We start from the raw sequence: 26,661 nt of genomic DNA on the forward strand, positions 1-26,661 counted from the left end.
TTCGCTCCACGGCGGCGCGAGACGCCACGCTGCTGAGCCTGATGGTTCGCTCGCTACGCTCGCTCACGCCGCCGCCTCCCGTACCGTCCCGACCGCCAGGGCGAGGACGTCCTCCTCGGTGGCGCCGGCGGGTAGCTCACCGGCGACGCGGCCGTCGCGCATGACGAGCAGCCGGTCACTCATGCCGAGCAGCTCCGGCAGCTCGGAGGAGATCATCAGTACCGCCGCACCCGCGCGGGCGAGCCGACGGACGAGATCGTGGATCGCCGACTTCGCGCCCACGTCGATGCCCCGGGTGGGTTCGTCGAAGAGCAGGATCAGCGGGTCGAGCGCGAGCCATCGGGCCAGCACCACTTTCTGCTGGTTGCCGCCGGACAGGAACCGGATCTCCTGGTCGTCACCGGCGGCCCGGACCTCCACCGCGGCGAGCAGCTCGCGGACGCGTGCGGTGCGCGCGGCGCGGCCCGAGCGGGCCGGCACGACCGCCCGGCTCGCGAGCAGGGCGTTGTCGAGCACGGACTGCCGGCCGACGATGCCCTCGCCCTTGCGGTCCTCGGTGACGTACGCGAGGCCGGCCCGCGTCGCCGCGCGCGGTGAGCGCAGTCGGGTCGGCCGACCGTCGATCGTGACCACCCCGGAGGTGAACGGTTCCACTCCGAACAGCGCGCGGGCCAGCGCCGATCGCCCGGAGCCCTGCAGGCCACCTATTCCCAGCACCTCACCGGCGCGCAGGTCCAGGTCGACGTCGCGCAGTTTCCGGTTGCCGCCGCCGCGCACGGTGAGCCGTACCGCGCCGATGTCCGCGGGAACGGCCCGGTCCGGGTAGTAGCTGGACAGTTCCCGACCGACCATCTGGCGCACCACGTCCTCGGCAGTGGCGTCGGCGGTAGGCATCGTCCGCACCAGCCGCCCGTCCTTGAGGACCGTGATCCGGTCGGACAGGTCGAAGACCTCGGTCAACCGGTGCGAGACGTACAGCAGGCCGATGCCCTGCTGTTGCAGCCGTCGGACCAGGCCGTAGAGCAGTTCGACCTCGTGGTCGGCGAGCGCGGCGGTGGGCTCGTCCATGATGAGCAGGCGCGCGTCCAGCGCGAGCGCCTTGGCGATCTCCACCACCTGCTGCTGGGCGACCCCGAGGCGGCCCACCACGGCCTCGGCGGGCAGGTCCGTCTCCCCGATGGTGGCCAGCAGTTCCGCTGTGCGGCTGAGCATCTGTCGCCGGTCGACCAGGCCGCGCCGCTTCGGCTCATGGCCCAGGTACACGTTCTCCGCGACGGTGCGCTCCGGCAGGAGGTTGAACTCCTGGTGGATGATGCCGATGCCGGCCCGCTGCGCGTCCCGCGGGCCGCCGAAGACGCGCGGTTGCCCGGCGAACTCGATGGTGCCGGTATCCGGGGCGTACCCACCCGAGACGATCTTCATCAGGGTGGACTTGCCGGCGCCGTTCTCCCCCACCACGGCGTGCACCTCGCCCGGCGCCACGTCGAGGTCGACACCGTCGAGGACGCGTACCCCGAAGAAGGACTTGCCGATGCCCCGCAGGGTCAGCAGCGCCGGAGGTCGAGCCGACATCAAGAATCCTCACGGATAGTAATCGCCAAGGGCATCGGTGTGCCACCTCAGAATTCGCTCGGGACCGGCCGGTCACCTGGCTTTAGTTATCGGAAGCGAAGCTTCCTGTTGTCGTGCTCAAACTTTCGCTTGACATGACCGAAACATCACACGTATGAAGATAGATGCTCGGGGATGGGTACGCAATCCCCGATCTTCCCGGACTCTCGACCGGGCCGGTAGCAGGCAACGACGCCGGGTCGGGTCCACTGGGGAACGCAGGTGCCGATGATCAGTCCCATCCATGTTGTCGTTAACATCAATATATGTCCATATCACCACTATTTAGGCTCCTTGCCATCACGGGGCCCGGAACCCACTCAGGCGTGACGCTGCGTTACATCCGGCACTGTCACGCCGGTGCGACGATCCGCGCGACGACAATCGCGCGTCCCGTCGTGGCACCAGGCACCACCCGACGTGCCATGGGAGGCGACCGGACTCGTGGTCGCGCCCCCTGTTGCTCCGCCCCGACGAGGAGACGGCATGCGTCGTAAGACAGCCATCATCGGACTGATCACCGGTCTGTTACTGGCGCTCGCGCTGGTCCAGCCGGCATCAGCGGCTCCGGAGTTCCGCGCCCTGTTGTTCACCAAGACCACCGGTTACCGGCACGACTCGATCCCGGCCGGGGTCTCGATGTTCCAGCAGCAGGCCGCCTCCGACAATTTCGAGCTGGTACACAGTGAGGACTCCAGCGTCTTCACCGCAGCCAACCTGGCCACCTTCGATGTCCTGATCATGTTCCAGACGTCCGGCATGGTGTGGACCTCCGCCAGCCAACGCCAAGCGGTGGAGGGCTACCTCGCCAGCGGCAAGGGCATCGTGGCCATCCACAACGCCACCGACATGGGCATCGAGAACGAGTACCCGTGGTGGGACCAGACCATCAACGCGGGTGCCCACATGCCGGAGCACTCCCCCGGCGTCCTGCCCGGCACCGCCATCGTCGCCGACAAGAAGCACCCGTCGACGGCAAGCCTGCCGGATCGCTGGAACCGCAGCGAGGAGTGGTACAACTTCGACAAGAACCCGCGCGGTGAGGTGCACGTCCTGGTCACCGCCGACGAGCGCACGTACAACCCGGGCCCGCGCGCGATGGGCTCCGATCACCCGATCTCCTGGTGCCGTAACACCGGCGGCGGCCGGGTCTGGGCCACCGCGATGGGTCACGCCGCGGCCTCCTACAGCGAGACCCACTTCCGCAACCACGTCCTCGGCGGGGTGAAGTGGGCCGCCGGCAACGAGCCGGGCGACTGTGGCGGCACCGTCTGGGGCAACTTCGAGAAGCGGACCCTCGACAGCAACACCGTCGACCCGATGGCGCTGGCCGTGGCACCCGACGGCCGGGTGCTCTACGTCCAGCGTGACGGCCAGGTCAAGATCTTCAAGCCGAGCACCAACAGCACGGTGACCGCCGGCACGCTCAGCGTCTACACCGGAGGTGAGGACGGACTGACCGGGCTGGCTCTCGACCCGAACTTCGCCAGCAACGGGTACGTGTACCTGTACCACGCACCGGCCAGCAGCTCCACCGACGTCAACCGGGTCTCCCGCTACACGCTCAACGGCGACACGTTGAACATGTCCAGCGGGGTGACGATCATCGACATCCCCGCCTACCGGGACCGGACGTACCCCGAGCCCGGGCACACCGGCGGGTACATCGCCTTCGGGCCCGACGGCAACCTGTACATCGGCACCGGTGACGACGTCGCACCGAACCTCGACCCGAACTGGCAGGGCTACGCCCCGCTGGACTGGCGCCCGGGCAAGCACATGCTCGACTCCGCCCGTACCGCCGGCAACACCAACGACCTGCGCGGCAAACTGCTGCGCATCCGCCCCTCCGCCAGCGGCGGCTACACCGTGCCGTCGGGCAACCTCTACCCGCAGGGGACGGCGCAGACCCGGCCCGAGATCTACGCGATGGGCTTCCGCAACCCGTTCCGCTTCTCGATCGACCCGGCCAACGGCTGGGTCTACCTGGCCGACTACGGACCGGACCGGAACCCGCCGACCACCAACCGGGGGCCCGAGGGCCTCGTCGAACTCAATGTGATCAAGGCGCCGGGCAACTACGGCTGGCCGTTCTGCCACGGCGACAACCAGCCGTACGCGCCGTACAACCCGGACACCGGCCAGGTCGGTGCCAAGTTCAACTGCGCCGCGCCGGTGAACAACTCGCCGAACAACACCGGCCTGACCAACCTCCGGCCGGTCGTCGCACCCAACATGTGGTACGGCTACGGCGCCTCGCAGAACTTCCCGGAGGTGGGCACGGGTGGCTCGGCACCGATGGGCGGACCGGTCTACCGTTACGACCCGGAGAACCCGTCTGCGACGAAGTTCCCGCCGTACTACGACGGCGTGCACTTCTTCTACGAGTGGTCGCGTGACTACATCAAGGAGATGCACTTCGACTCGGCGTCGGCGGTCACCCGGACCAACCCGTTCCTGCCCGCCACCCGGTTCAACAGCCCGATGGACCTCGAGTTCGGCCCGGACGGCTCGCTCTACCTGCTGGAGTGGGGCACCAACTTCGGTGGCGGCAACAGCGACTCCGGTCTCTACCGGATCGACTACGTCCAGGGTGGCCGGTCACCGATCGCCAAGGCCAGCGGTACGCCGACCAGTGGCAACGCCCCGTTGACCGTGCAGTTCTCCAGCGCCGGGTCGGCCGATCCCGACCCCGGTGACACGATCAGCTACCAGTGGACGTTCGGCGACGGCACCACCTCCACGGCGGCCAACCCGTCGAAGGTCTACACCAGCAACGGCAACTACACGGCGCAGTTGAAGGTCACCGACAGCTCGGGCAAGACCGCCTTCGCCAACGTGCCGATCACCGTCGGCAACACCGCTCCGGTGGTCACCATCACCACGCCGGCCAACGGTGGCATGCTCGCCTTCGGCGACCGGGTGTCGTACCAGATCACCGTCACCGACCCGGGCGGCGCGGCGATCGACTGCAGCAAGGTCTTCCTCAACCCGGCGCTCGGGCACGACGACCACGCGCACGAGACCACCGACTACGCCGGCTGTTCCGGGAGCATCCCCACCGACCTGCTCGGCGGGCACCCGGACGGCGCCAACCTGTTCTACGTGCTCAACGCGCGGTACACCGACAACGGTGGGGCGGGCGGCGCGGCCCCGCTCACCGGCCGCGCCCAGGTGATCCTCCAGCCCAAGCACAAGCAGGCCGAGTACCACAGCAGCCAGTCCGGCACCCGGATCATCGACCAGGCCGGCGCGGAGAGCGGCAAGCGCATCGGGGACATCTCCAACAACGACTGGGTGGCGTTCACCCCGATGAGCCTGTCCGGCATCAACACCGTCAGCTACCGGCTGTCGTCGCCCTCCGGCGGCGGATCGATCGAGTTGCGGGCCGGGTCGCCGACCGGCACGCTGCTGGCCACCACTCCGGTGCCGAGCACCGGCGGCTGGGACAACTACCAGTCCACACCGCCGGTGAACGTCACCCCCCTCGCCGGCACCCACACCCTGTACCTGGTGTTCAAGGGCAGCTCCAACAACTGGTTCGACCTCGACTCGCACACCTTCGGTGGTCCGGGAGTGGGCGTCGGTGACACCGGCGGCGGGATTGCCGGCCGCACGTGGACGCTCACCGCCCAACACAGCAACAAGCTGATGGACGTCAGCGGCGTCTCCACCGCCGACGGCGCGCAGATCCACCAGTGGGCGTCCACCGGGGGCAACAACCAGAAGTGGCAGGCGGTCGACGCCGGCGGCGGCGCCGTCTATCTCCGGGCCGTGCACAGCAACAAGTGCGCGGAGATCATTGGTGGCTCCACCACCCCCGGCGCCTTCCTCCAGCAGGCCACCTGCAACAACGGCAACCAACAGAAGTTCACCGTCACCTCCACCGGCACCACCGGGGTCTACACGGTGAAGAGTGTGCCGAGCGGGCTCTGCATCGACGTCAACGGCGGCGCCACCACCGACGGCGCCCGCCTGTTGCAGTGGACCTGCCACAGCGGCACCAACCAGCAGTGGCGGTTCAGCCTGGCCTGACACTCGCGACCATCGGCGACGTCCCTGGTCCGCTCCGGCGGACCAGGGACGTCGGTCAGAGGTCAGATCGAGGCGAGCAGCCCGGCGCTGGCCAACGACTGCCACAGCTCGTCGGGCACCACCGCCGCCGAGCGCCGCACGGTCTGCGCCATCTGCGTGCCGTTGCGGACACCGACCACGGTCGAGACCACGGCCGGGTGCCGGCGGACGAAGGCCAGCGCCGCCTGCGGCAGAGTGACACCGTGCGCGTCGCAGACCTCGGCGATCCGGCGGGCCCGCTCGATCAGCTCCGACGGCGCCTGCTGGTAGTTGTAGAACGCGTCGGCGGACGGGTGGTCCCGGGACAGCAGCCCCGAGTTGTAGACGCCGGCGATCACCACGCCGACTCCCCGGCTCTGCGCGAGCGGCAACAGGTCGTCGGCCGCGCCCTGTTCGAGCAGGGTGTACCGGCCGGCGCACATCATCACGTCCACGTCGGTCTCCCGGACGAACCGGGCGAGCATCGCCGACTGGTTCATGCCGGCCCCGATCGCACCCACCACGCCCTGTTCGCGCAGCTCGACCAGGGCGGGCACGGCCTCGGCGGCGGCCTGCTCCCAGTGGTCGTCAGGATCGTGCAGGTAGACGATGTCGATCCGATCCAGGCCGGTGCGCTCCAGGCTGGCCTCGATGCACCGGCGTACCCCGTCCCGGCTGAAGTCCCACACCCGGCGATGGCTCGCGGGCACGTCGAAGCCCTCGGGGTCGCGCTGGTGCGCGTTCTGCGGCGACGGCTCCAGCAGCCGGCCCACCTTCGTCGACACCACGTACTCGTCGCGTGGTCGGTGCCGCAACGCGCCGCCCAGGCGACGCTCGGACAGCCCGAGGCCGTAGTGCGGCGCGGTGTCGAAGTACCGCACGCCCGCCGCCCAGGCGGTGTCGACCGCGGCGGCGAACTCCTCGTCCGTGGTCGCCCGGTACAGGTTGCCGCCCTGCGCCGCACCGAAGCCCAGCTCGGTGAGGCCGATCGCCGGCCGGCGCGGCAGCGCGTGCGTCCTCATGACGCTGCCAACCGGTAGCAGCGCCGGGCGGTGCCGGCCCAGAACGCCGCGCGGTCGGTCGGGTCGAGGTCGCCCAGCAACTCCGTCACCGCCGCCACCCAGCGGGCGTACGAGGTGGCGAGCAGGGACACCGGCCAGTCCGAGCCGAACATCAGTCGCCGCGGCCCGAACGCGTCGAGTGCGTGGTCGACGGCGGGTCGGAGATCGGCCACCGCCCAGGGTGACCGGGGCACCTCGGTCGTCAGGCCGGACACCTTGGCCGTCGTGTTGGGCGCTTCGGCGAGAACCCGTAGGTCTCGCTTCCAGTTGTCGAACTCCGGGGTGCCCAGCGCGGGCTTGCCGAGGTGGTCCAGGACGAAGCGCACGTCGGGCAGGTCGTGCGCCAACCGGGCGGCCATGGGCAACTGGTGTTGTCGGACCAGCAGGTCGAAGACCAGGCCGGCGGCACCGACCGCGGCGATGCCCCGGCGGACGTCCGGTCGGTCCAGGTAGGCCGGGTCGGTCTCGCTCTGCACGAGGTGACGGATGCCGACCAGGTGCCGCCCGCCGGGGGCAGCGCGCAGCCGGTCGAGGCGATCGGCGACGTCGTCGGCCGTCAGGTCGACCCAGCCGACGACGCCGCCGACCAGGACGTCGTCGGCCGCGACGCGGAGCAGGTCCACGGTCTCCCGCGCCGAGGCGATGGACTGCACGACGACCGTGGCGGTGACGCCCGCCGACCGGGCCAACGGGGCCAGGTCGGCCAGTTCGAAGTCGGCGTCGATGGCCGCCATGGTCACCGGGTCGATCCACGGCTGGGGATGCCGGGCCCGGACCCACAGGTGGTGGTGGGCGTCGACGATGCCGCCCGCGCCCGGAGCTTCGTCGGTCATCGGCCCAACCACCCTCCGTCGACCGGCAGCACGATCCCGTTGACGTAGTCGGAGGCCGCCGACGCCAGGAACACGGTGGCGCCACCGAGGTCGTCGGCGGCACCCCACCTGCCGGCCGGAATCCGGGCGAGGATCGCCCGGTCGCGCTCGGGATCCTCACGCAGGGCCCGGGTGTTGTCGGTGGCGATGTAACCGGGGGCGATGGCATTCACGTTCACCCCGTGCGCCGCCCACTCGTTGGCCAGGGCCTTGGTGAGACCGGCCACGCCCGACTTCGACGCGGCGTACCCGGGCACCGTGATGCCGCCCTGGAAGCTGAGCAGCGACGCGGTGAAGATGATTTTCCCGTGGCCGCGCTGCACCATCGTCCGACCGATCTCCCGACTCAGCACGAACTGGCTGTTCAGGTTCACCTCGATGACATGGTCCCAGAGTTCGTCGGGATGGTCGACGGCCGGGGCGCGGGCGATCGTGCCGCCGTTGTTGACCAGGATGTCGATCGGTTCGAGCGCGATCAGTTCGTCGGCCAGCCGGCGTACCGCCGCCCGGTCGGCGAGATCGGCGCGCAGCGCGGTGAACCGTCGCCCGGTGGCCCGCACCCGGCGCGCCACCTCGCTCTCCTCCGGTTCCAGGTGCGCGGAGACACCGACGACGTCGGCACCGGCCGCGGCGAGGGCCTCGGCCATGGCCAGGCCGATGCCCCGCCGGGCCCCGGTGACCACGGCGGTCCGTCCGGACAGGTCGAACGGGTTCGTCACCGGTCATCCTCCCGCCAGTCCAGCAGCACCTTCATGACACCGCCGCCCTCCAGCGCGGTGAACGCCGCGGTCGCCGCCTCCGGCGGTTCGACCCGGGAGATCAGTTGCCGCGCCGGAATCGCACCCGAGGCGATCAGCCGGATCGCCTCGGCCATGTCGTCGCGCTGGTACAGGCGGGCGCCGCGCAGTTCCAGTTCGCGCCAGAAGAACCGGTGCAGGTCGACCTCCCGGGGCCGGGGATGGATCGCCACCATCACCAGCCGACCCCGGACAGCCAGCACCTCGACCGCGGTGGCGACACCCGCCGCCGCGCCGGACACCTCGAAGGCGACGTCGGCCCCCGCGCCGTCGGTCCGGTCGGCGACCAACGCCGCCACGTCGACCGCGGTCGGGTCGACCGCCTCGATGCCGATGTCGCCCGCCACGGCGCGCCGCGTCGGGTCCGGCTCGACGAGCAGTACCCGCGCACCGCGGCCCTTTGCGACGGTGCCGATGAGCACCCCGATCGGCCCGCCGCCGACGACGACCACGTGATCGCCGGAGGCCACCTCGCCACGCCGTACGTCGTGCACGGCGACGGCCACCGGTTCCACGAGTGCGCCCTGGTCGAGCGGCAGTTCCTCGGGCAGCGGCAGGACGAGTTCCGCCGGCACGTTCCAGCCGGACTGCATGGCGCCGGGCGAGTCGATGCCGAGGAAGTTCATGGCGTGGCAGATGTGCGAGTTGCCGCGTCGGCAGGCGGCACACCGCCCGCACCATCTGGTGGGAAGTACCGTCACCGGCTGGCCGACGGCCCAACCGGTGACGCCCTCGCCCAGCGCCGCGACCCGCCCGGACATCTCGTGCCCGATGATGGCGGCGGCACCGACCCGGGAGTCCATGTCCCCGTGGTAGATGTGCAGGTCGGTGCCGCAGATCCCGGTGTAGGCCACCGAGATGCCCAGTTCACCGGGCCCGGGTGCCGCCGGCTCACGTTCCTCGATTCCGAGGCGCCGTGCTCCCCGGTAGACCACTGCCTTCATCGATCCTCCGTATCAACGGCCGCACGCCGCTCGTGCCGCCGGCCACCACCGTGGGGTCGTTGTCAGTGACGTCCGGTCGGCGACACCTGATTGCTGTTGTGTGCCGGGGTGGCAGTCCGGGCCAGCGGGAAGCCGCCGGCGGCCGGCAGGACACCGTCCGTCGTCGCCAACAGCCGTCGCCCGGCCTGCTCCGGCCGGACGTTCGGGCCGTCGACCGCCTGCGCCTGCGGGTGCCGGTCCACGGCCCGGATCCGTTGTTCGTCGACCCGCAGGCCGAGCCCCGGCGAGTCGCCCAGGACGAAGGCCCCGTCCTCGACGTGCACGTCGACGGAGACGCCGACCGGCGGCCAGAGGTCCTGCAGCTCGCTGGTCAGGTGGTTCGGCACCGAGGTGGCCGCGTGCAGCAGCCCGAACGGGCTGTTGCCGATCGGGCTGACCGGCAGGTCGTAGGCGTGCGCCAGGGCGGACACCCGCAGGAAGTGGGTGACTCCACCGATCGCGGACGTCTGGACGACGTCGACCGCGCCGGCGGCGATCAGCGGTCGGTACTGCTCAAGCCCGGTGAGGTTCTCTCCGGTGGCGACGGAGGCACGCACCCCCCGGCCGACGGCGGCGAGCCCTTCGGCGTCCCAGCGCCGAACCGGCTCCTCGATCCAGATGAGGTCGAGGGTGCGTTCGAGTTCGCAGACGTGCCGGACGGCCTGCTTGCGGGTCCACGCCTCGTTGACGTCGAGCATCAGGCCCGGCCGCAGTCCGTGGCCAGCCTCGGTCAGGATCTCCTTCACCAGGTGGAGCCGGTGTCGGTCGTGCTCGATGTCGAGTCCGCCCTTGAGCTTGGCGGCCCGCAGCCCGTGCTCGGCGTAACGGATGTACGCCGAGACGAGTTCCTCGTCGCTGAGGGCGATGTCGAGCCCGGACGCGTACGCCGGGACCCGGCGGTCGCGGCCGCCCAGCAACCGCCACAGCGGCTGGCCAGCCGCCTGCGCCTTGATGTCCCACAACGCGGTGTCGAGTGCGCCGATCGTGCCGAACACCGGGCCGGCGTGACCTGCCTTGAAGGTGTGTCGCAGCATCCGGTCGTAGAGCGTCGTCACCGCACGGGGATCTTCACCGTCGATGGCCGCGAAGATCCGCTCGATCTCGACGTGCGGGCCGATGCCGACACCCGACAGCCCTTCGTCGGTCTCCACGACGACGATCGGTACCGGGACCCTCCCGTCGGCGAACACGCCGTTGGCGTCGCCGACCGGGCGCCCCCATTCGTGGACCGTGGTGAGCGTCCGATATCCCGTGATGCGCATGTCAGCCCTTCGTGGAGCCGGCGGCGACGCCGTCGGCGATCTGGCGCTGGAGGAAGAGGTAGACCACCAGGACCGGTATCGCGGCGATCAGTACCCCCGAGGCGAAGGTGGGAATGTCGTCGGAGTACTGGCCACGCAGCGAGGTCACGCCGACCATGAGCGTTCGGTGATCCGCCGACGGCATCATCACCAGCGACATCAGGACGTCGTTCCAGCAGAACAGCGCGTTGAGGATGCCGACCGACAGCAGCGCCGGGGTGCCCAGCGGCAGCATGATCCGGCGGTACACGCCGTACACGCTGTTGCCGTCGATCCGGGCCGCGTCGATGACCTCCCGCGGGATGGTCTTGTAGTAACTCGTCATCAGGAAGACGGTGAAGGGCAGGAACTGGGCCACGAAGACCAGGACCAGTCCGGGGTACGTGTCGATGAGGGCGGTGTCGGCCATGATCCGGGCAAGCGGCACCATGATCACCTGGAACGGCACGAACAGGCCGGCGAGGCAGCCCAGGAACAGCGCCGAGGAGCCACGGAACCGGAGCTGGCTCAGGGCGAAGCCGGCCATGGACCCGAGCAGCAGCAGCAGGACGACCGACGACGTCACCACGATCAGGGAGTTGAGGAAGTACCGGTCCATGCCGACGCTGTTCCACGCCGCGCTGATGTTGTCCCAGCGCAGGGTGTCGGTCACGGAGAACCGGTCGAGGATGTAGTCGCGCCGGGTCTTCATCGCCACGTTGACGGTGAACAGCAGTGGGTAGATCGTCGCCAGCGCGAGCAGCGACATCGGGATGGCCAGCAGCCACCGGCTCAGTCGTACCCGGGACATCAGTCCTCACCTCCCGCCCGCCGGAGCAGCTTCACTTGGAGCAGCCCCACGACGAGCATGATCACGAAGAGCACCGTCGACGCGGCCGAGGCGAGTGCGGGCCGGTTCATCTGACCCTGCTGGATCCAGATGTAGTACTCCGGGAGATAGGTGGATCCCTCCGGCCCACCGCTGGTCATCACGTAGAGCAGGCCGAACATCGAGGTCAGCATCCCGACCATGGTGGTCACGGCGACGAACGCGATGGTGCGGGACAGGCCCGGGATGATCACGTGCCGGATGACCTGGGGCAGCGAGGCACCGTCCACGCGGGCGGCGTCCAGCAGCGCGGCGTCCAGGGTCGCGAACCCGGCCAGGAACACCACGAGCGCCATTCCGAAGGTGGCCCAGACGTGTACGCCGACCACCACGAACATCGCGACGTCGGGATTGCCGAGCCAGTCCACCGGGCTGATGCCGACCGCCTCGAACACGGCGTTGACCGGGCCGTCGAAGGCGAGCAGCAGGTTGAAGATCGCGCCGACGATGACCGGTGAGAGCACCGCCGGGAAGAAGTAGACGCTGCGGTAGAAGCGATGCCCGGGCACCTTGAGGTAGATGAACGTCGCCAGCAGCCCGGGGATCGCCACCGCCACCGGGAGCAACAGCACCAGCAGCCCGACGTTGCTCAGTGCGGTGCGGAACAACGGGTCCTCGATCAACTCGAGGTAGTTGTCGAGACCCACCGCCTGACCGTTGCGCTCGCCGTCTCCGGTGAAGGAGAAGTTGACCCCGAGCAGCAACGGGTACAGCCGCAGCACCACGATGATCAGGATGGCGGGTGCGACCAGGACGTAGGGGGCGAAGCGCTCGGCCCGCGAGCCGCCGCGGCCGGGCCGAGCCCGGGCACCACGGCGGCGACGCGCGGAGCCGGCCGCCGCCCCGTCGGTCCGTCCGGCGGGCACCGGACGGACCGACGGTTCTGCGTTTCCGATCGGCACGAAATCAGCCCGCCTGGTCGGAAGCTGCCAGCTGCTTCACCGCCTCGTCGACGCTGATCGAGCCGCTGAGCAGTTGCTGGGAGACCCGTCCCATCAGGTCCAGGGTCTTCGAGGAGAGCGCCACGTGCAGGGCGGGCTTACCGCTGTCGAGCGCGGCGACGATCGCGGCGGCGGCCGGGCCGGCCTGCGACACGTCGATGGTGGTGTCGGCGGCGATCGCGCCGGCCTCGGCGTAGAACGCCTGGAGCGCCCCGGTCGACGTCAGCGACCGCACCAGGTCGGCGGCGACCTTGGGATCCTTGGTCCACTTCGCCACCGCGTACCCGATGCCGCCGTCGTAGGCCAGGCTCGGCGTGGTGCCCGCGGTGACCACCGGGGCCTTCATCACGCCGAGCTTCTCGGGCGTGAGGAACTCGTTGAAGTCCTTCCAGTGCCCCACGTCCGACATCAGCCCGATGACGTGCGCGGCCTTGGCGGACTGGAAGAGCGCGAACGAGTCGTTGAACATCGCGGTCGAGTTGGCCCCGTCGTTGTTCAGGCCGGCGTCGCCGGCCTCCTTCCAGAGCTCGAAGATCCGCTTCACGTTCGGCGAGGTCCAGTCGCGCTTGCCCGCGATCCAGTCGTCGTACTCCTGGGCGGTGAGGATGCCGGAGCCCAGGGCCGACATCCAGAACTGGATCCCGGCACCCTCCTTGTTGCCCAGGGCGAAGCACTTGGCACCGGCCTTGCCGATGGCGGCGCAGTCGGCGAGGAACTCGTCCCAGGTCGTGGCGGGGCTCGCCGGATCGAGCCCGGCCTTCTCGTAGAGCGCCTTGTTGTAGTAGATGGGGTGCCCCTGCAGCGTCACCGGCGCGGCGTAGGCCTTGCCGTCCTTGTTGAAGGCGTCCCAACCCGCGAGCCGCTGCTTGTCCTCGGCCACGTACTCGTCGAGCGGCACCAGCGCGTCGACCCGGTCCCGGATCTGGCCGCCGCCGTTGAACAGCATCACGTCCGGGCCCTTGCCGGACTGGATGGCCGCGCCGAGCAGCGTGTAGTACTGGTCGAACGGCTGCGCGACGAACTCGACCGTGACGTCGGGGTGCTTGGCGGCGAAGTCGGCCTTCGCCTTGTCGACATACGCTTTGGCCGACGGCTCGCCGGACTTCCAGTCCCACACCACCAGCTTGTCGGTCGAGCCGCCGGAGGAGGGGCCCGTGTCGCTGGCACTTCCACAACCTGCCGTCGCCAGTCCCACAACGAGGACGGCGGACCACAATGCTCGTTGTTTCATCGTTGTTCACCTCTGAAGGGAGTGGCTGACGGCCTGCCGCAGCCAACGTGATCAAGAACGTAACTCGTATGACGTCTGACGTCAACAGTCAGCCGTACACTGGCCTTGGACGTCGTGGCACGACGAGCCAATCGGAGGGGGACATGACGCCATCGCAGGAGACGGCCCTGGAGAAGCTGGCCGCCCCGACCTGGTCGCGCCGCCCCACCAACCTCGCCACGGCGGTCACCGCCGAGCTGGTGGAACGCATCGTCCGCGGGGTGCATCCCTCCGGCACCGCGCTGCCCCCCGAGCCGGTGCTCTGCGAGACCTTCTCCGTCAGCCGGACCGTCGTCCGGGAGGCGGTGAAGATTCTCCAGGAGAAGGGTCTGGTGCAGGTCCGTCAGGGTGCCGGCACCATGGTCACCCCGCAGTCGATGTGGGACATGCTCGACGAACTCGTCCTCGGGGCCACCATCGCCGAGGACGACAGCCTCGCCATCCTCGACGATGTGGTGGTGACCCGGCGGCTGCTGGAGTCCGACATGGCACACGTCGCCGCCCGGGTCGCCGATGAGGAGACCGTGGACCGCCTGCGTGCCCTGGTCGATCGGATGGACGAGCTCGTCGGCGACACCGTGGCCTACCACGAACTCGACCGTGCCTTTCACGACACCGTCATGCAGGCGTCCGGGAACCGCATCGCTCGTGGCGTTGTGCAGGCGCTGGAGAGTCAGGTCGTGAACACGGCGCGGTACACCGGCCGCACCGAGCGGTCGCTCTGCGTCGCCTCCAACCGTGGACACCGACGTGTCTACGAGATGATCGCCGCCCACGACCCGGAAGGGGCCGCGACGGCGATGTTCACCCACATCACCGAGGCCTGGCTGGTGCGACGCAGCGGCCCGGGCAAGCCGGACCGCCTGCAACGCTGACCCGGGACACGACGGGCCGACGGGCCCGACCTCCTGGCTCCCACTGCCGCCAGGAGGCCGAGACCCGCCGTCGCGCTCGGCCCGGTCAGGAGAACTGGGCGAAGAATCGCCAGATCTCACCCTTGGTCCAGGTGGTGATGCCACTCTCGGCGTACGTCCCGTCCACCGGCCCGGGCATGTGCCCGTTGTCGAACGCCGCCCACTGCACCGGGTAGCCGGCGCGGCAGCCGGAGTAGGCCGTGGTGATGTGCGTACGGCTGCCCGCTCCCGGCTCCGGCGGGTTCTGGGCGTTGCACCCGTTGTTGCGGACGAAGGTGTCGCGCAGCCCCCGGCCCTGGCCGATGCTGAGGACGTTGTCCGAGATGCCGTGCAGACCGAAGTACGCGATCGGCTGGGTACCGCCACTGCACCCGCTGATCTGCGCACCGGCGATCACGGCGACCGCCCGGAAGACGGTGGCCCGGGCGCAGGCGAGGGCGTAGCTCATGCCGCCGCCCCAACTGAAGCCGAGGGCGAAGCGCTGCCTCGGGTTGACGCACAGGTCGCTCTCGATCCGGCGGATCATGTCGTCGACGAAGGTGACGTCCTCGCCGCCGGCGTTGCCCCAACCGTTACCGAGCCCCTGCGGCGCGACCAGGATCGCGCTGTTGTTCGACTGCTCCTGCTGGCCGTAGTAGGACCAGGCGCTCCCGCTGGTGCCGCCGGAGGAGATGTCCTGCATGGTGCCACCACGCCAGTGGAAGGCGAAGATCAGCCGGTAGGCGTTGGTGTTGTTGTAGTTGGCCGGCAGGCGCAGGATGAACTGGCGGCTCTTGCCGTTGCTCTGGATCGTGTGCGTGCCGTTGTACAGCGTCGGGGCCTTGCCGCACCCGGTGCCACCGGTGGGTGGTGGCGACGTGGGGCCACCCCCGTCGACCCGGGCCAGCTGCCACTGCTGGTTGGCGCCGTTCCAGTCGGCGTACTGCACCACGTTCGCGCCGTCCGCCGTGGCCGCACCCTGCACCTCCACGACCTTACCGCTGTGCCGACCGACCAACCGCACATGACCACCATCGGAATCAGCCAACCGGAACTGCTGATTGGTGCCGTTGTGATCAGACCACTGCACCACCGCCGCACCATCCGCGGTCGACGCGTTCGACACATCCAGCACCTTGCCCGAATGCCGCGACTTCAACCGGTAGTAACCACCACCGGAATCCACGAACTGCCACTGCTGATTCGCACCGTTGTTACGCGTCCACTGACTGATCCGCGCACCATCGCTGGTCGCCAGACCATACACGTCCAACGCCTTACCACTGTTGCGGTTCACCAACACGTACCAGGCATTGGTGTCCACGGTCGCCGCCGCCGCGGGCGCCGCGTTCACCACCACGAGCGCGCTCGCCGCCAGGATCGCGGCGGCCGCCGCGGCCATTCCGGACCGCCAACCGCGTCTGGATGGGGAGGCGGGACGAGCCTCACCGATGGCCTTCATGGTCCACTCCTTCGATCGGGGTCATCCACGCACAGCTCGTGGATGCCCGGCGGATGTGCCGGCGTCAGGTGGTGGCGTCAGCACGGTGGGGTGGTGCGGAAGATCTGGTCACCAGGAACCGCCGGCCAGCATGGCGACGCGCCCACGGTCGCGGCTGGCCGGCGCGGGACCACGGCGGGAAATCGGGCTCCCGGCAGCCACAACACCCGCTCGTGACAGCGAAGTTAGCGTTAACGACGTCATACGTCAAACGACAGAGGTCTATCGATTCTCGGTGCTTCTGACCCCTGTCCCGGACCACGCGAGGGCCACGCAACACCCTCGTGCACTGGGCCCGGTGGCGACTCCCGGGCCCGGGCGATGGTCACGGAGTCCAGTACACGTGCGGGTTCACCCGCCCCGACCAGTCGAAGACGGCCATGTTGTCCCAGCCGTTACCGGTTCCGTTGATGTCCGCCGGATCCCAGCCGTTGCCGCGCACCGCATGCCAGGTCGGCTCCCAGTAGAAGACACCGACCGCACCGGCGTTGCGCGCGGTGTTCTGCACCCAACTGAACTGCTGCGCCTGCCCGGACCAGGTGGCCGGGATGTTGTCGCAGCGCTCGTTACCCGAGATCACGTTCGGCTGGTGGTCGGCGTCGGCCGTGGTGAACGGGTACGCCGTCTCGGCGATCACCACCGGTTTGCCGTAGCGCGACCGCACGTCGGCGATCACGTTGTAGAGGTTGGCCAAGGTGCCGTGCCACATGCAGTAGTAGGACAGGGCGGTGACGTCCCAGGGAACTCCCTGTGCCCGGATCCCGTCGTAGAACCAGCGGGCGTTGGCGTTGCTGTCCGCGTTCGCCGTGTGGATCCACACCTGGGTGCCGCCGTGGCACGCCTTGGTGGCCTGGTAGCCCCGCTTGAGCAGGCTCGCCAGCGGGGCGAAGTCGTTGTTGACCACCTGGCCGGCGGGCCAGAGCATCCCCACGTTGATCTCGTTGCCGATCTGCACCGCGTCCGGCGTGGTGCCCTGTGCCTTCAACGCGGTGCACACGTCGTAGGTGTAGTTGTAGACGTCGGCCTGCAAGTGGCTGAGCGAGTGGTTGGCCCAGGCCGCCGGCGGATACTGCTTGCCCGGATCCGCCCAGGTGTCCGAGTAGTGGAAGTCGATCAGCAGCTTGAAACCCTTCGCCTTGATCGTTCTGGCCTGCTGGAGCACCCTGGCCTTGTTGTTGTAGCCGCTGGCCGGGTTGTTCCAGACGCGCAGCCGCAGGTAGTTGACCCCCTTCGAGGCGAGGATGTCGTAGGGGTCGGCCGGCGCGCCGGAGGCGTTGTAGTAGCGGGCACCGAGGTCGAGGCTGCGTTGCAGCGAGGAGACGTCCGCGCCGCGCATGGTGAGAGTGTTCGCCGCCTGTGCGGGGGCGGTCAGGGCCAGCGGGGCCGCGAGGACGACCACCGCCGCGAAGGCCCGGAGGGACGGTTTCATGGCGCTCCTTCACATCCGCGGGATGCGGGTGCCCGACGGTTCGGGCACGTCCGGCGGGTCTGCCGGACGGTCTCGGAACCAGGTGAGGTGGTGACGGGTGTCGATGCATCAAGCCTGACCGCAAGAGTGACCCACGCCGGTGCCGCCGCACCAGCCCTGACCGTGGAGGCGTGATGGCGGCGCGGCGGTCAGGCGAGGAAGTGGCACAGGGCGGCGGTGAGGTCGTCGGGGTTCTCCTCGGCGACGTGGTGCCCGGACTCGATCGGGTGGCCGCGCAGATCGTCGGCCCAGGAACGCCAGACGGCGAGCGGGTCGCCGTAGAGATCCGCCAGATCGTCCCGGGTCGACCAGAGCAGCAGGGTGGGGCACCGGACCGTACGACCGGCCCGCCGGTCGGCCTCCTCGTGCGCCCGATCGACCCCGAGGCCGGCGCGGTAGTCCTCCAACATCGCCCGTACCGTCGCCGGGTCGTGGATGGCCTGCCGGAACTCCCGGTGGTTGTCGACTCCCATCCGGTCCGGTCGCGCCTTGTCGCCGTACCAGGCGTCGGGATCGGCGCCGATGGCCCGTTCCGGCTTGTCCGGTTGGGCGAAGAAGAACCAGTGGTACCAGTTCCGGGCGAACGTCGCGTCGCACCTGGCGAGGGCCTCGCTGATGGGCACGCCGTCGATGACCACCAGTCGGCTGACGGCGTCGGGATGGTCGAGCGCCAGGCGTAGCGCCACGCAACAACCGCGATCGTGCCCGACGGCGGCGAACGTCGCGTGGCCGAGTGTGTGCATGAGTCGGACCATGTCCGCCGCGACCGCGCGCTTGGACTGCTGGGAGTGGTCCGGCAGGATCCGCGCCTTGCCGGACTGGCCGTAGCCCCGCATGTCGGGGCAGACCACGGCGAACCCGCGATCCACCAGCCCCGGGGCGACCCGGTGCCAGGTCGATCCGGTACGCGGATGTCCGTGGACGAGTAGGACGGCGGGGCCGTGCCCGGCATGCCGGACGCGCAGTTCCACCTCGCCCACGTCGACCCGCTCGTCGGTGAAGCCGTCGAACATGTGCCTCCAGTACCCAGGTCGGCTCCACGTCAACAGGCGGGCCGAGAGGCGGTATTACTCATTGATTATCTTGCATGTATCGATCAGCTTCGGTAAGAAAGCTTAGGAATCGTTCAGGTTCCGCTTCCTGGGAGGAGCGACGATGAAACCTGTCCTGCGCCGTCTACGTACGGTGACCGTCACACTCGCCACCTGCACACTCGGCCTGAGCCTGCTGTCGGCCCCCGCCGCGGCAGGCCCGGTACAGCCGGTCACGCCACTCTCGGACCGGGCACCCGAATCGGACCAGTTCTCGGCCGAGGGTGTGACGACCGTCGGTGAGCTGCGCACCGTCGGCGGTTCCTTGTCGTACGCCCGCGACGGCCGGACCCAGATCATCCAGCACCCCGGCGCGACGTACATCAAGGTGCACTTCAGCTCGCTGCGACTGGCTCCCGGCGAGTACGTCACCGTGTCGAGCCCGGACGGCCGGGAGAGCTACCGGTACGACCGTCACCTGAACCGGGCGACCGGCGCGGACTACACCACCGACGGCCGGCCGGGCTTCTGGGCGATGTCGGTGGAGGGCGACACGGCGGTGGTGACGCTGCACAGCAACCGCTCCTCCCGGGGCAGCGCCGCGACCATCGACCGGTTCTGGCGCGGCTACGACCGCACGGAGATCGGCCAGTACAACTTCTCCACCCAGTCGGTGTGCAGCACCGACGCCCGCCGCGACGTGGTCTGCTACCAGAGCAGCCACCCCACCGAGTACGCCCGGGGCAACGCGGTGGCCCGGCTGCTGATCAGCGGCGGCGGAATGTGCACCACCTGGCGGGTCGGCAACACCAACCGCATGCTGACCAACAAGCACTGCTTCTCGACCCAGGCCGCGGTCAGCGGCAGCGAGATGCAGTTCAACTACCAGTGCGCCACCTGCGGCGGCGCGAACCCCGGGCCCGGCACGAAGGTGAGCGGTGCGACGCTCTACCGGGTGAGCAGTGGTGGCTCCAGCCAGCTCGACTACGCCCTGTTCTCGGTGAACAACTTCGCCGCCATCCAGGGCTTCGGCACGCTCTACCTGGCGACGTCCGCCACCACCACCGGGACGCAGATGTACATCCCGGGGCACGGTGACGGCAGCCCGAAGCGGCTGTCCATCTTCGAGAACACCCAGAACGGGGCGCGCTGCACCGTGCGGAACGCCAACTACAACACCTGGAACATCAGCTACAGCTGCGACACCTCCGGCGGCAACTCGGGCTCACCGGTGCTGAACAGCAGCCACCGGGTGATCGCTCTGCACCACCTCGGCGGATGCCCGTCCAACCAGGGCGCCAAGGCACACCTCATCTACAACGAGATCGCGAGTCTGATCGACAACGGGTGACCACCGTGGTGGCGACCCGGATCGGAGCCGTCCGCCGGGTCGCCACCACCCTCGTCGGGCACGCACCGGACGCCGCCGTACCATCCGGTCCATGACGATTGCCGTCGAACGGCACGTGGCCGCCGACCCCGCCACCGTCTGGCGCATCGTGAGCGACGTCGACCGTTGGGCCGAGTTGCTGCCCACCATCGACGAGATCATCCGCATCGACGACGCCGCTCCGGTGACGGTCGGCAGCCGCTTTCGGATTCGCCAGCCGGGGCTGGCCACCGCCAGGTACGAGATAACCGACTGGCGACCCGGGGCCGGCTTCACCTGGCAGGCCCGTACGCCGGGCGTCCGGACCACGGCGAGCCACGAGCTGCGTCCGGAGGGCTCCGCGACCCGCCTGCGGCTGAGCATCGACTGGGACGGCCCGGCGGCCCGCCTGGTCGAGCTGCTGTATGGCAGGCGCACCCGGCGGCTCCTCGAACAGGAGGCGACGGTCTTCGCCCGACTCGCCTCGGGCAGCGAGGGTGCACGATGAGCCCGGTCGAGCGCACCGTCACCCGGTGGGAGGTCCTGGACGATCGGTTCCGGGCGGTCAGCGGTGACCACGTGGTGCAGCGGCTGTTCGACGGCGGGCGGTGGCTGGAGGGGCCGGCGTACTCCCCCGCGTGGCGCTGCCTGCTGTTCAGTGACATCCCGAACGACCGGGTGCTGCGGTGGGACGAGATCACCGGGCGGTGCGACGTCTTCCAGACGCCCGCCGGTCACCCCAACGGCCGCACCATCGACCGCCTCGGTCGCGTCGTGACCTGCGAACACGGCCACCGTCGGGTCACCCGTACCGAGCCCGACGGGTCACTGACGGTGGTGGCGGACCGGTGGCGGGGCAAGCGGTTCAACAGCCCGAACGACGTCGTCGAGACCAGCGACGGCTCGTTGTGGTTCACCGATCCGAGCTACGGCATAGACAGCGACTACGAGGGGTACCGGGCGGATCCGGAACTGGACGGCTGCCACGTCTACCGCTGCTCGCCGGACGGCCGGGTCGAGCGGGTCGCCGACGACTTCCTGCGACCCAACGGTCTCGCGTTCTCGGCGGACGAACGACGACTGTTCATCGTCGACACCCGACGTCGGCACCTGCGTCACTTCGACGTGGGCCCCGACTGGACGCTGCGCGACCGTGGCGTGCTCGCCGAGTGTGATGCCGGCTCGTTCGACGGGATCCGACTCGACCGGGAGGGCCGGCTGTGGGTCGCCGCCCACGACGGCCTGCACTGCTTCGACCAGGAGGGCACGCTGCTCGGCAAACTCCGGCTACCGGAGATCTGCTCGAACCTGACCTTCGGTGGCCGCAAGCGCAACGTGCTGTTCGTTACGGCCACCACCTCGGTCTACTCGCTCGCGCTGAACGTCACCGGCGCGGGCCCGACCGGCCCCGCCACCGGGTAGGCACACCGACGTCCGCTGGTCGGACCACCCGAACACCAGCCACCGGTCCACCGCTGGCGGGCCACGGCACCCGGGGAGGGTTGGGTGGCCACCGGCCCGGGTATGGCACACCTGTTCGAGAGAAGGGGTGCCGAGATGACCGAGAAGCATGATCCGCAGGCTGCGGTGAAGGATCCGGACGAGTGGCTGACCGGCGACGAGCCGACGACGGCGGCACAGGAGTCCTACCTGCGGACCCTGGCCCGCGAGGCGGGCGAGAGCGTGCCGGACGACCTCACCAAGGCCGAGGCGGCGAAGTTGATCGACCAGTTGCAGCAGCAGACCGGGCGGGGCGACCAGGCCTGATCCCGGGAGGCCACCTCCAGCTTATCCACGCGTCAAGTCGCGCGAATCGCCCTGGATGCCGATTTTGTGGGTCTGGCCGGTACATATTCTCGACCGGTCCCCGAGCGGCAAACCGCTGGCAGACCAGGGAGCAGTGTGTCCGAGACGGTGCGGCAGCTCGCCATCGAGCAGCAGGTGGTCGACAAGGTGTACGCGCGGCTGGAGGTCATGCGGTCGCAGGCGAGGGAACTGGAGTCCGAGGGTCGCGGTCGCGCCTCGGCCGGCCCGCTGACCGGGCTGGTCGAGCGCGACGCGATGGTGTTGCGCGCCGCCACGCGGCTGTCCGACCTGGACGGCCAGGAGGAGGGCCTGGTCTTCGGTCGGTTGGACTTCGACGACGGCGAGACCTACCGCGTCGGCCGGCTGGGCGTACGCGACGAGGACCGGGAGCCGCTGGTGGTGGACTGGCGTGCGCCGGCTGCCGCGCCCTTCTACCGAGCCACCCCCGGCGAGCCGCTGGGCGTGGTCCGCCGTCGAATCATCACCTGCGCCGGCCCTCGGGTGGTCGGGGTCGACGACGAGGTGCTGTCGGCCGGCGACGTCGACGGTGTGGTGGGTGAGGGCGCCCTGCTCGCGTCCCTCACGCGGGAACGCGGCCCCCGCATGCGGGACATCGTCAGCACCATCCAACGCGAGCAGGACGAGGCGATCCGCGCGCCGGCGCACGGCGTCATCGTCATCACCGGTGGTCCCGGAACGGGCAAGACCCAGGTCGCTCTGCACCGTGCCGCCTATCTGCTCTACACCGACCGGGGCAGGTTCGCCGACGGCCGGGTGCTGGTGGTCGGTCCGTCGACCGTGTTCACCGAGTACATCGGCCGGGTGCTGCCCGGTCTCGGTGAGGACAGCGTCCACCTGCGGGCGATCGGCGAGCTGTTCGACGGTGTGGTGGCGACCCGGCGTGACCGCGCCGAGGTCGCCAGGTCCAAGGGCGACCTGAAGATGGTGCGGGTGCTCACCGAACTGGCCTGGGACACCCCGCCGAACGCGCCACAACGGTTGGGCAGGCTCGACGCCGACGACCTGGCGAAAGCCCGCCAGGAGGTACGTCGACGGTGCGAGGCTCGGGGCATCAAGCCCAACCTCGCCCGCGCCGAGGCGGCGCAGGTGCTCTCGGACCTGCTCGGCGGCCGGGAGATTCCGGACACCTTCCTGAGGTCGTGGTGGCCGATGCTGACCCCGCAGGACGTGCTGCCCGCGCAGCACGGGCAGTGGTCTGTGGACGACGTCCCGCTGCTCGACGAACTCGCCGAGATCCTGGGCCCGCCGGTCGCCCCGACGGTGACCGGGAACGAGTGGCAGGTGCGTGAGTTGAGCAGCGGTCCGCGTCTGGCGGAGACCTTCGTGCTCAGCCTGAGCCTCAACGACGGTTGGCAGCTCTTCGCACCCGGCCTGTCCACCCCGATCGCCGTCTCCGGCCAGTCCCTGGACACCGGCAACGCCTGGGCGGCGCAGCGCTGGGCGGCGGCGATCATCCTGCGCGAGGGCCACACGGTGGTGGGCTGGGCGGACGGCTTCGACCCGTACGGCGAGGAGGGGTACGTGCCGGAGCTGGCCGAGCCGCTGCCGGTCGCCGAGGCGGCCGAGCCCGTCGAGGACGCGTACCTGCACGTGATCCTCGACGAGGCCCAGGACCTGTCACCGATGGAGTGCCGGATGATCGCCCGGAGGGCCGCCCACGCCTCGATGACGATCGTGGGCGACCTCGGTCAGGCGACCCATCCGCTGGCCGCCGGTAGCTGGCCGGAGCTGGTGAAGCAGCTCGGCAAGCGCGAGGTCCGGATGCTCGATCTGCCCACCGGCTATCGGGTGCCGCAGGTCATCGCCGACTTCGCCGCCCGGGCGCTGGCGCCCGGGATCGCGCCGACCCGCTCCTTCCGACCCGGCGGCACCCTCACGATCCGCCAGGTGGACGATCTGCGGGCGGCCCTCGACGAGGAACCGGCGCGGTCATCGCCGCGGACGCGATCGCCGACCAGCTCGGGGCGATCCCGGTCAGCCAGGTCAAGGGACTGGAGTACGACCGGGTGGTGCTGGTGGAACCCGCCGACATCGTCGCCGCCGAGCCTCGCGGCATGAACCGGCTCTACGTGGCCCTGACCCGGGCCGTCGCCGAACTGGTCATCCTGCACACCAAGGCACTGCCGGAGGCACTCAGGTCGTGACCTCCGCGACGACCCGCCACACCTGGACGGCGAGCCAGTCGTTGAGCTGGTCCGGCTCCACCTCGTCCCGGTGGTCGAACCACCAGATGATCCCGGCGTCGACCATGCCGACGACGCTGGCCACCACGTACGCGGGCAGGTGCGCCTCGTGCCCCGCGGCGCGCAGATTGGCGACGGCCGCTTCGGTGATCTCGGGAACGGCGTGCGCGGTGCCGAGGCGGGCCCGGAACCGATAGAGGTTGGGGTGGGCCACCGCCCAGCTCAACACCCGGCCGATGACGCCGTGCACCACCTCCGGCGGGGTGCCCGGAGCCGACAGCGACGGGCGGATCCAGGCGCTCACCTGGCGGGCGGCGTGCCGGGCCACGGCCTGATCGAGGTCGTCCTTGCTGGTGAAATGACGGTAAACGTGCGGTCTGGGCAGCCCGGCGTGGTCGGCCACCGTGCCCAGCCCGGCGCCGGTGCCGTGTTCCTCGATGACGCGGACCGCGGCCTCCACGATCGCCTGCCGCCGCCGGGCCCGCTCCTGCGGGATGCCACCGGCGCGGCGGGCGGCGATGGTGTCCCGTTTCACCGCCGCATTGCTCACCGGATCACTGTAGCGGCTCGGTACCCTTGGTTGGGTACGAGCTGTACCCAACCAGCGTCCTGCGAGGTAGCCATGCCCAGTCCAGCACCCGGCCCCGTCGACCTCACCCGCCTTCAGGACGTGCTCGACGGACCGTGGGCCGAGGTCCGCAACGCGCACCGCAGGCACCTCGACGAGCGCTTCCTCCCGGTGTACGGCGAGACCGGCGACCAGGCGCGCGAGCGGGTCACCCGGCTGCTCGGCGAGCTTCCGGTGAAGCTGGGCATCGCCTCGGCCTTCCCCACCCAGTACGGCGGCGGATCCGACGTCGGCGGCTCGATCATCGCCACCGAGATGCTGGCCCAGGTGGACCTCTCGCTGATGGTCAAGGCCGGCGTGCAGTGGGGCCTGTTCGGCGGCGCGGTCGCGGCCCTGGGCACCCGGCGCCACCATGACGCCTACCTTCGGGACATCATCTCCGGCCGGATCCTGGGCTGCTTCGCGATGACCGAGACCGGGCACGGCTCCGACGTCCAGCAGCTCCGCACCACCTGCACCTACGACCCCGAAACGCAGACCTTCGACCTGCACACCCCGTACCAGGCGGCCCGCAAGGACTACATCGGCAACGCCGCCCGGGACGGACGGATGGCGGTGGTCTTCGCGCAGTTGGTCACCAACGGGCAGCGGCACGGCGTGCACGCGTGGCTGGTGCCGATCCGCGACGAGCGGGGCAACCCGCTACCCGGCGTGACCATCGGCGACGCGGGGCCCAAGGCCGGCCTGCTCGGCGTGGACAACGGGCGACTGAGCTTCGACCACGTGACGGTGCCCCGGGACATGCTGCTGGACCGTTACGGCCAGGTCGCCGAGGACGGCACGTACTCCAGCCCGATCGAGAACGACTCGCGGCGCTTCTTCACCATGCTCGGCACCCTGGTCCGGGGCCGGGTCAGCGTGGGTGGAGCCGCGTCGGCGGCCACCAAGTCGGCGTTGACCATCGCGGTCCGGTACGGCGACATCCGCCGCCAGTTCAGCACTCCCGACGCCGAGCGGGAGGTGCCGCTCAACGACTACCTGGCGCACCAGCGCAAGCTGCTGCCCGCCCTGGCCACCACCTACGCACTGCACTTCGCCCAGGCCGAACTGGTCGCCGCGGTGCACGAGGTGCAGGGCGGCGACGGCCCGGTCGACGAGCGGCGGCAGCGGGAGTTGGAGTCCCGCGCCGCCGGGCTCAAGGCCGCGCAGACCTGGCACGCCGCGCGCACCATCCAGCTGTGCCGCGAGGCGTGCGGCGGCGCCGGCTACCTGGCCGAGAACCGGCTGCCGGGCCTGCGCGCCGACACCGACGTCTTCACCACCTTCGAGGGCGACAACACGGTCCTGCTGCAACTGGTGGCCAAGGGGCTGTTGACCGGGTACCGGGACGAGTTCGGTTCGCTGGACGGCTGGGGACGCGCCTCCTTCGTCGCCGAGCAGGTCCGGGAGATGGTGCTCGAACGCAGCGCCGCCCGGTCGCTGATCCAGCAACTGATCAGCGCCGTACCCGGACGCGACGAGGAGGTCGCCGTCACCGACCGGGGTTGGCAGCTCAAGATCTTCGACGACCGCGAGAAGCACCTGCTCGAAGGGGCGATCCGCCGCCTGCGCAGCGGCGCGGCCAGCAAGCGGGACCGTCCGTTCGACATCTTCAACGACGTCCAGGACCACGTCCTCACCGCCGCCGCGGCGCACATCGACCGGATCACCCTGGAGGCGTTCGTCGCCGGCATCGAGGACACCGCGGACCCGGCGGTCCGGGCGCTGCTCTCCCGCGTCTGCGACCTGTACGCCCTCAGCGTCATCGAGTCCCACAAGGGGTGGCTGCTGGAGCACGGCCGACTCACCCCGGTCCGCTCGAAGGCGATCACCGCGGTGGTGAACGGCCTGCTCAAGGAGCTGCGTCCGCACATGCGAACGCTTGTTGACGGCTTCGCCATCCCGGAGACCTGGCTGCACGCCGCCATCCTGCGCGAGGAATCCGGCCGCCAGGACACCATGACCGCCCACGACAGCACACGAGGCAGTTGACATCCCGCGCGGTGGAAATGTGCAATATGTTGC

22 protein-coding genes are annotated in these 26,661 nt (G+C 69.9%); 9 read left to right on the top strand and 13 right to left on the bottom strand.

The genetic code is table 11. The features are described 5' to 3' along the window. Positions 1-63: 63 nt before the first annotated feature. Positions 64-1,572 carry a sugar ABC transporter ATP-binding protein gene (locus ENC19_RS01915; protein ID WP_164445412.1) on the bottom strand — a complete coding sequence of 503 codons (1,509 nt, stop codon included), beginning with the start codon at positions 1,570-1,572 and terminating at the stop codon, positions 64-66. A gap of 525 nt (positions 1,573-2,097) precedes the next feature. Here ENC19_RS01915 and ENC19_RS01920 point away from each other — a divergent pair. Beyond that, positions 2,098-5,646: a ThuA domain-containing protein gene (locus ENC19_RS01920; protein ID WP_164445413.1), complete on the top strand. Its 3,549-nt coding sequence runs from the start codon at positions 2,098-2,100 to the stop codon at positions 5,644-5,646. A gap of 62 nt (positions 5,647-5,708) precedes the next feature. Here the strand turns inward: ENC19_RS01920 and ENC19_RS01925 are convergent, their stop codons facing one another. The 8 genes from ENC19_RS01925 to ENC19_RS01960 form a co-directional block, all read right to left on the bottom strand. Further along, positions 5,709-6,686: an aldo/keto reductase gene (locus ENC19_RS01925; RefSeq protein WP_164445414.1), complete on the bottom strand. Its 978-nt coding sequence runs from the start codon at positions 6,684-6,686 to the stop codon at positions 5,709-5,711. Next, a complete protein-coding gene (locus tag ENC19_RS01930; RefSeq protein ID WP_164445415.1) occupies positions 6,683-7,558 on the bottom strand; it encodes an amidohydrolase family protein in 876 nt (291 codons plus the stop codon). Before ENC19_RS01930 ends, ENC19_RS01925 begins: the two co-directional genes overlap by 4 nt. After that, entirely contained in the window at positions 7,555-8,316 is a 762-nt protein-coding gene (gene kduD, locus ENC19_RS01935) for a 2-dehydro-3-deoxy-D-gluconate 5-dehydrogenase KduD (RefSeq protein WP_164445416.1), read from the bottom strand. Before kduD ends, ENC19_RS01930 begins: the two co-directional genes overlap by 4 nt. Beyond that, a complete protein-coding gene (locus tag ENC19_RS01940; protein WP_164445417.1) occupies positions 8,313-9,338 on the bottom strand; it encodes a zinc-dependent alcohol dehydrogenase in 1,026 nt (341 codons plus the stop codon). The genes kduD and ENC19_RS01940 overlap by 4 nt, the downstream gene beginning before the upstream one ends. Before the next feature lie 62 nt (positions 9,339-9,400). Beyond that, positions 9,401-10,639 (bottom strand): mandelate racemase/muconate lactonizing enzyme family protein, encoded by a 1,239-nt coding sequence (locus ENC19_RS01945; protein ID WP_164445418.1) that lies wholly within the window; start codon positions 10,637-10,639, stop codon positions 9,401-9,403. Position 10,640: 1 nt separating this feature from the next. Continuing rightward, complete coding sequence (locus ENC19_RS01950; protein ID WP_164445419.1) at positions 10,641-11,468, bottom strand: carbohydrate ABC transporter permease; 828 nt, start codon at positions 11,466-11,468, stop codon at positions 10,641-10,643. Next, a complete protein-coding gene (locus tag ENC19_RS01955) occupies positions 11,468-12,412 on the bottom strand; it encodes a carbohydrate ABC transporter permease (RefSeq protein ID WP_164445420.1) in 945 nt (314 codons plus the stop codon). Before ENC19_RS01955 ends, ENC19_RS01950 begins: the two co-directional genes overlap by 1 nt. Positions 12,413-12,452: 40 nt before the next feature. Continuing rightward, positions 12,453-13,718: an ABC transporter substrate-binding protein gene (locus ENC19_RS01960; RefSeq protein WP_164445421.1), complete on the bottom strand. Its 1,266-nt coding sequence runs from the start codon at positions 13,716-13,718 to the stop codon at positions 12,453-12,455. A 143-nt stretch (positions 13,719-13,861) separates the two neighbouring features. Here ENC19_RS01960 and ENC19_RS01965 point away from each other — a divergent pair, with 143 nt between their 5' ends. Continuing rightward, a complete protein-coding gene (locus ENC19_RS01965) occupies positions 13,862-14,632 on the top strand; it encodes a FadR/GntR family transcriptional regulator (RefSeq protein WP_164445422.1) in 771 nt (256 codons plus the stop codon). An 85-nt stretch (positions 14,633-14,717) separates the two neighbouring features. On the opposite strand, the gene ENC19_RS01970 is transcribed toward ENC19_RS01965, so the two are convergent. From ENC19_RS01970 to ENC19_RS01980, 3 genes are all read right to left on the bottom strand, one after another. After that, entirely contained in the window at positions 14,718-16,112 is a 1,395-nt protein-coding gene (locus tag ENC19_RS01970; RefSeq protein ID WP_164445423.1) for an RICIN domain-containing protein, read from the bottom strand. A 364-nt stretch (positions 16,113-16,476) separates the two neighbouring features. After that, positions 16,477-17,580: a glycoside hydrolase family 53 protein gene (locus tag ENC19_RS01975; RefSeq protein ID WP_164445424.1), complete on the bottom strand. Its 1,104-nt coding sequence runs from the start codon at positions 17,578-17,580 to the stop codon at positions 16,477-16,479. Positions 17,581-17,768: 188 nt separating this feature from the next. Next, the gene (locus tag ENC19_RS01980; protein WP_164445425.1) at positions 17,769-18,632 is read right to left on the bottom strand and encodes an alpha/beta fold hydrolase; all 864 of its coding nucleotides are present in this window, start codon (positions 18,630-18,632) and stop codon (positions 17,769-17,771) included. A 142-nt stretch (positions 18,633-18,774) separates the two neighbouring features. Between ENC19_RS01980 and ENC19_RS01985 the strand changes: the two genes are divergently transcribed. The 6 genes from ENC19_RS01985 (at position 18,775) to ENC19_RS31225 (ending at position 23,990) form a co-directional block, all read left to right on the top strand. Then, complete coding sequence (locus ENC19_RS01985) at positions 18,775-20,001, top strand: trypsin-like serine peptidase (protein ID WP_164445426.1); 1,227 nt, start codon at positions 18,775-18,777, stop codon at positions 19,999-20,001. A gap of 91 nt (positions 20,002-20,092) precedes the next feature. Beyond that, complete coding sequence (locus ENC19_RS01990) at positions 20,093-20,527, top strand: SRPBCC family protein (protein ID WP_164445427.1); 435 nt, start codon at positions 20,093-20,095, stop codon at positions 20,525-20,527. Continuing rightward, positions 20,524-21,441, top strand: a complete 918-nt coding sequence (locus ENC19_RS01995; protein ID WP_164445428.1) for an SMP-30/gluconolactonase/LRE family protein — start codon at positions 20,524-20,526, stop codon at positions 21,439-21,441. Before ENC19_RS01990 ends, ENC19_RS01995 begins: the two co-directional genes overlap by 4 nt. Positions 21,442-21,576: 135 nt before the next feature. Then, positions 21,577-21,786, top strand: a complete 210-nt coding sequence (locus ENC19_RS02000; RefSeq protein WP_164445429.1) for a DUF3072 domain-containing protein — start codon at positions 21,577-21,579, stop codon at positions 21,784-21,786. A gap of 135 nt (positions 21,787-21,921) precedes the next feature. After that, positions 21,922-23,904, top strand: coding sequence for a HelD family protein (locus ENC19_RS31220; protein WP_309246135.1), 1,983 nt, complete (start codon positions 21,922-21,924; stop codon positions 23,902-23,904). Next, positions 23,862-23,990, top strand: a complete 129-nt coding sequence (locus tag ENC19_RS31225; protein WP_309246136.1) for a hypothetical protein — start codon at positions 23,862-23,864, stop codon at positions 23,988-23,990. The genes ENC19_RS31220 and ENC19_RS31225 overlap by 43 nt, the downstream gene beginning before the upstream one ends. Here ENC19_RS31225 and ENC19_RS02010 read toward each other — a convergent pair. After that, positions 23,980-24,579, bottom strand: a complete 600-nt coding sequence (locus ENC19_RS02010; protein WP_164445430.1) for a TetR/AcrR family transcriptional regulator — start codon at positions 24,577-24,579, stop codon at positions 23,980-23,982. The genes ENC19_RS31225 and ENC19_RS02010 overlap by 11 nt on opposite strands. 72 nt (positions 24,580-24,651) lie before the next feature. On the opposite strand from ENC19_RS02010, the gene ENC19_RS02015 reads away from it, so the two are divergent. Further along, a complete protein-coding gene (locus tag ENC19_RS02015; protein ID WP_164445431.1) occupies positions 24,652-26,628 on the top strand; it encodes an acyl-CoA dehydrogenase family protein in 1,977 nt (658 codons plus the stop codon). The last annotated feature ends 33 nt before the right edge of the window (positions 26,629-26,661 follow it).

Source organism: Verrucosispora sioxanthis, from assembly GCF_010560025.1.
Taxonomy (GTDB): domain Bacteria; phylum Actinomycetota; class Actinomycetes; order Mycobacteriales; family Micromonosporaceae; genus Micromonospora; species Micromonospora palythoicola.

Coding starts and splice junctions, on each gene's coding strand:
- ENC19_RS01925 (WP_164445414.1), bottom strand. CDS start 6,686: ATGAGGACGCACGCGCTGCCGCGCCGGCCGGCGATCGGCCTCACCGAG.
- ENC19_RS01990 (WP_164445427.1), top strand. CDS start 20,093: ATGACGATTGCCGTCGAACGGCACGTGGCCGCCGACCCCGCCACCGTC.
- ENC19_RS02015 (WP_164445431.1), top strand. CDS start 24,652: ATGCCCAGTCCAGCACCCGGCCCCGTCGACCTCACCCGCCTTCAGGAC.
- ENC19_RS01915 (WP_164445412.1), bottom strand. CDS start 1,572: ATGTCGGCTCGACCTCCGGCGCTGCTGACCCTGCGGGGCATCGGCAAG.
- ENC19_RS01985 (WP_164445426.1), top strand. CDS start 18,775: ATGAAACCTGTCCTGCGCCGTCTACGTACGGTGACCGTCACACTCGCC.
- ENC19_RS01940 (WP_164445417.1), bottom strand. CDS start 9,338: ATGAAGGCAGTGGTCTACCGGGGAGCACGGCGCCTCGGAATCGAGGAA.
- ENC19_RS01970 (WP_164445423.1), bottom strand. CDS start 16,112: ATGAAGGCCATCGGTGAGGCTCGTCCCGCCTCCCCATCCAGACGCGGT.
- ENC19_RS01930 (WP_164445415.1), bottom strand. CDS start 7,558: ATGACCGACGAAGCTCCGGGCGCGGGCGGCATCGTCGACGCCCACCAC.
- ENC19_RS01960 (WP_164445421.1), bottom strand. CDS start 13,718: ATGAAACAACGAGCATTGTGGTCCGCCGTCCTCGTTGTGGGACTGGCG.
- ENC19_RS02000 (WP_164445429.1), top strand. CDS start 21,577: ATGACCGAGAAGCATGATCCGCAGGCTGCGGTGAAGGATCCGGACGAG.
- ENC19_RS01950 (WP_164445419.1), bottom strand. CDS start 11,468: ATGTCCCGGGTACGACTGAGCCGGTGGCTGCTGGCCATCCCGATGTCG.
- ENC19_RS01965 (WP_164445422.1), top strand. CDS start 13,862: ATGACGCCATCGCAGGAGACGGCCCTGGAGAAGCTGGCCGCCCCGACC.
- ENC19_RS01920 (WP_164445413.1), top strand. CDS start 2,098: ATGCGTCGTAAGACAGCCATCATCGGACTGATCACCGGTCTGTTACTG.
- ENC19_RS01995 (WP_164445428.1), top strand. CDS start 20,524: ATGAGCCCGGTCGAGCGCACCGTCACCCGGTGGGAGGTCCTGGACGAT.
- ENC19_RS01980 (WP_164445425.1), bottom strand. CDS start 18,632: ATGTTCGACGGCTTCACCGACGAGCGGGTCGACGTGGGCGAGGTGGAA.
- ENC19_RS01975 (WP_164445424.1), bottom strand. CDS start 17,580: ATGAAACCGTCCCTCCGGGCCTTCGCGGCGGTGGTCGTCCTCGCGGCC.
- ENC19_RS01945 (WP_164445418.1), bottom strand. CDS start 10,639: ATGCGCATCACGGGATATCGGACGCTCACCACGGTCCACGAATGGGGG.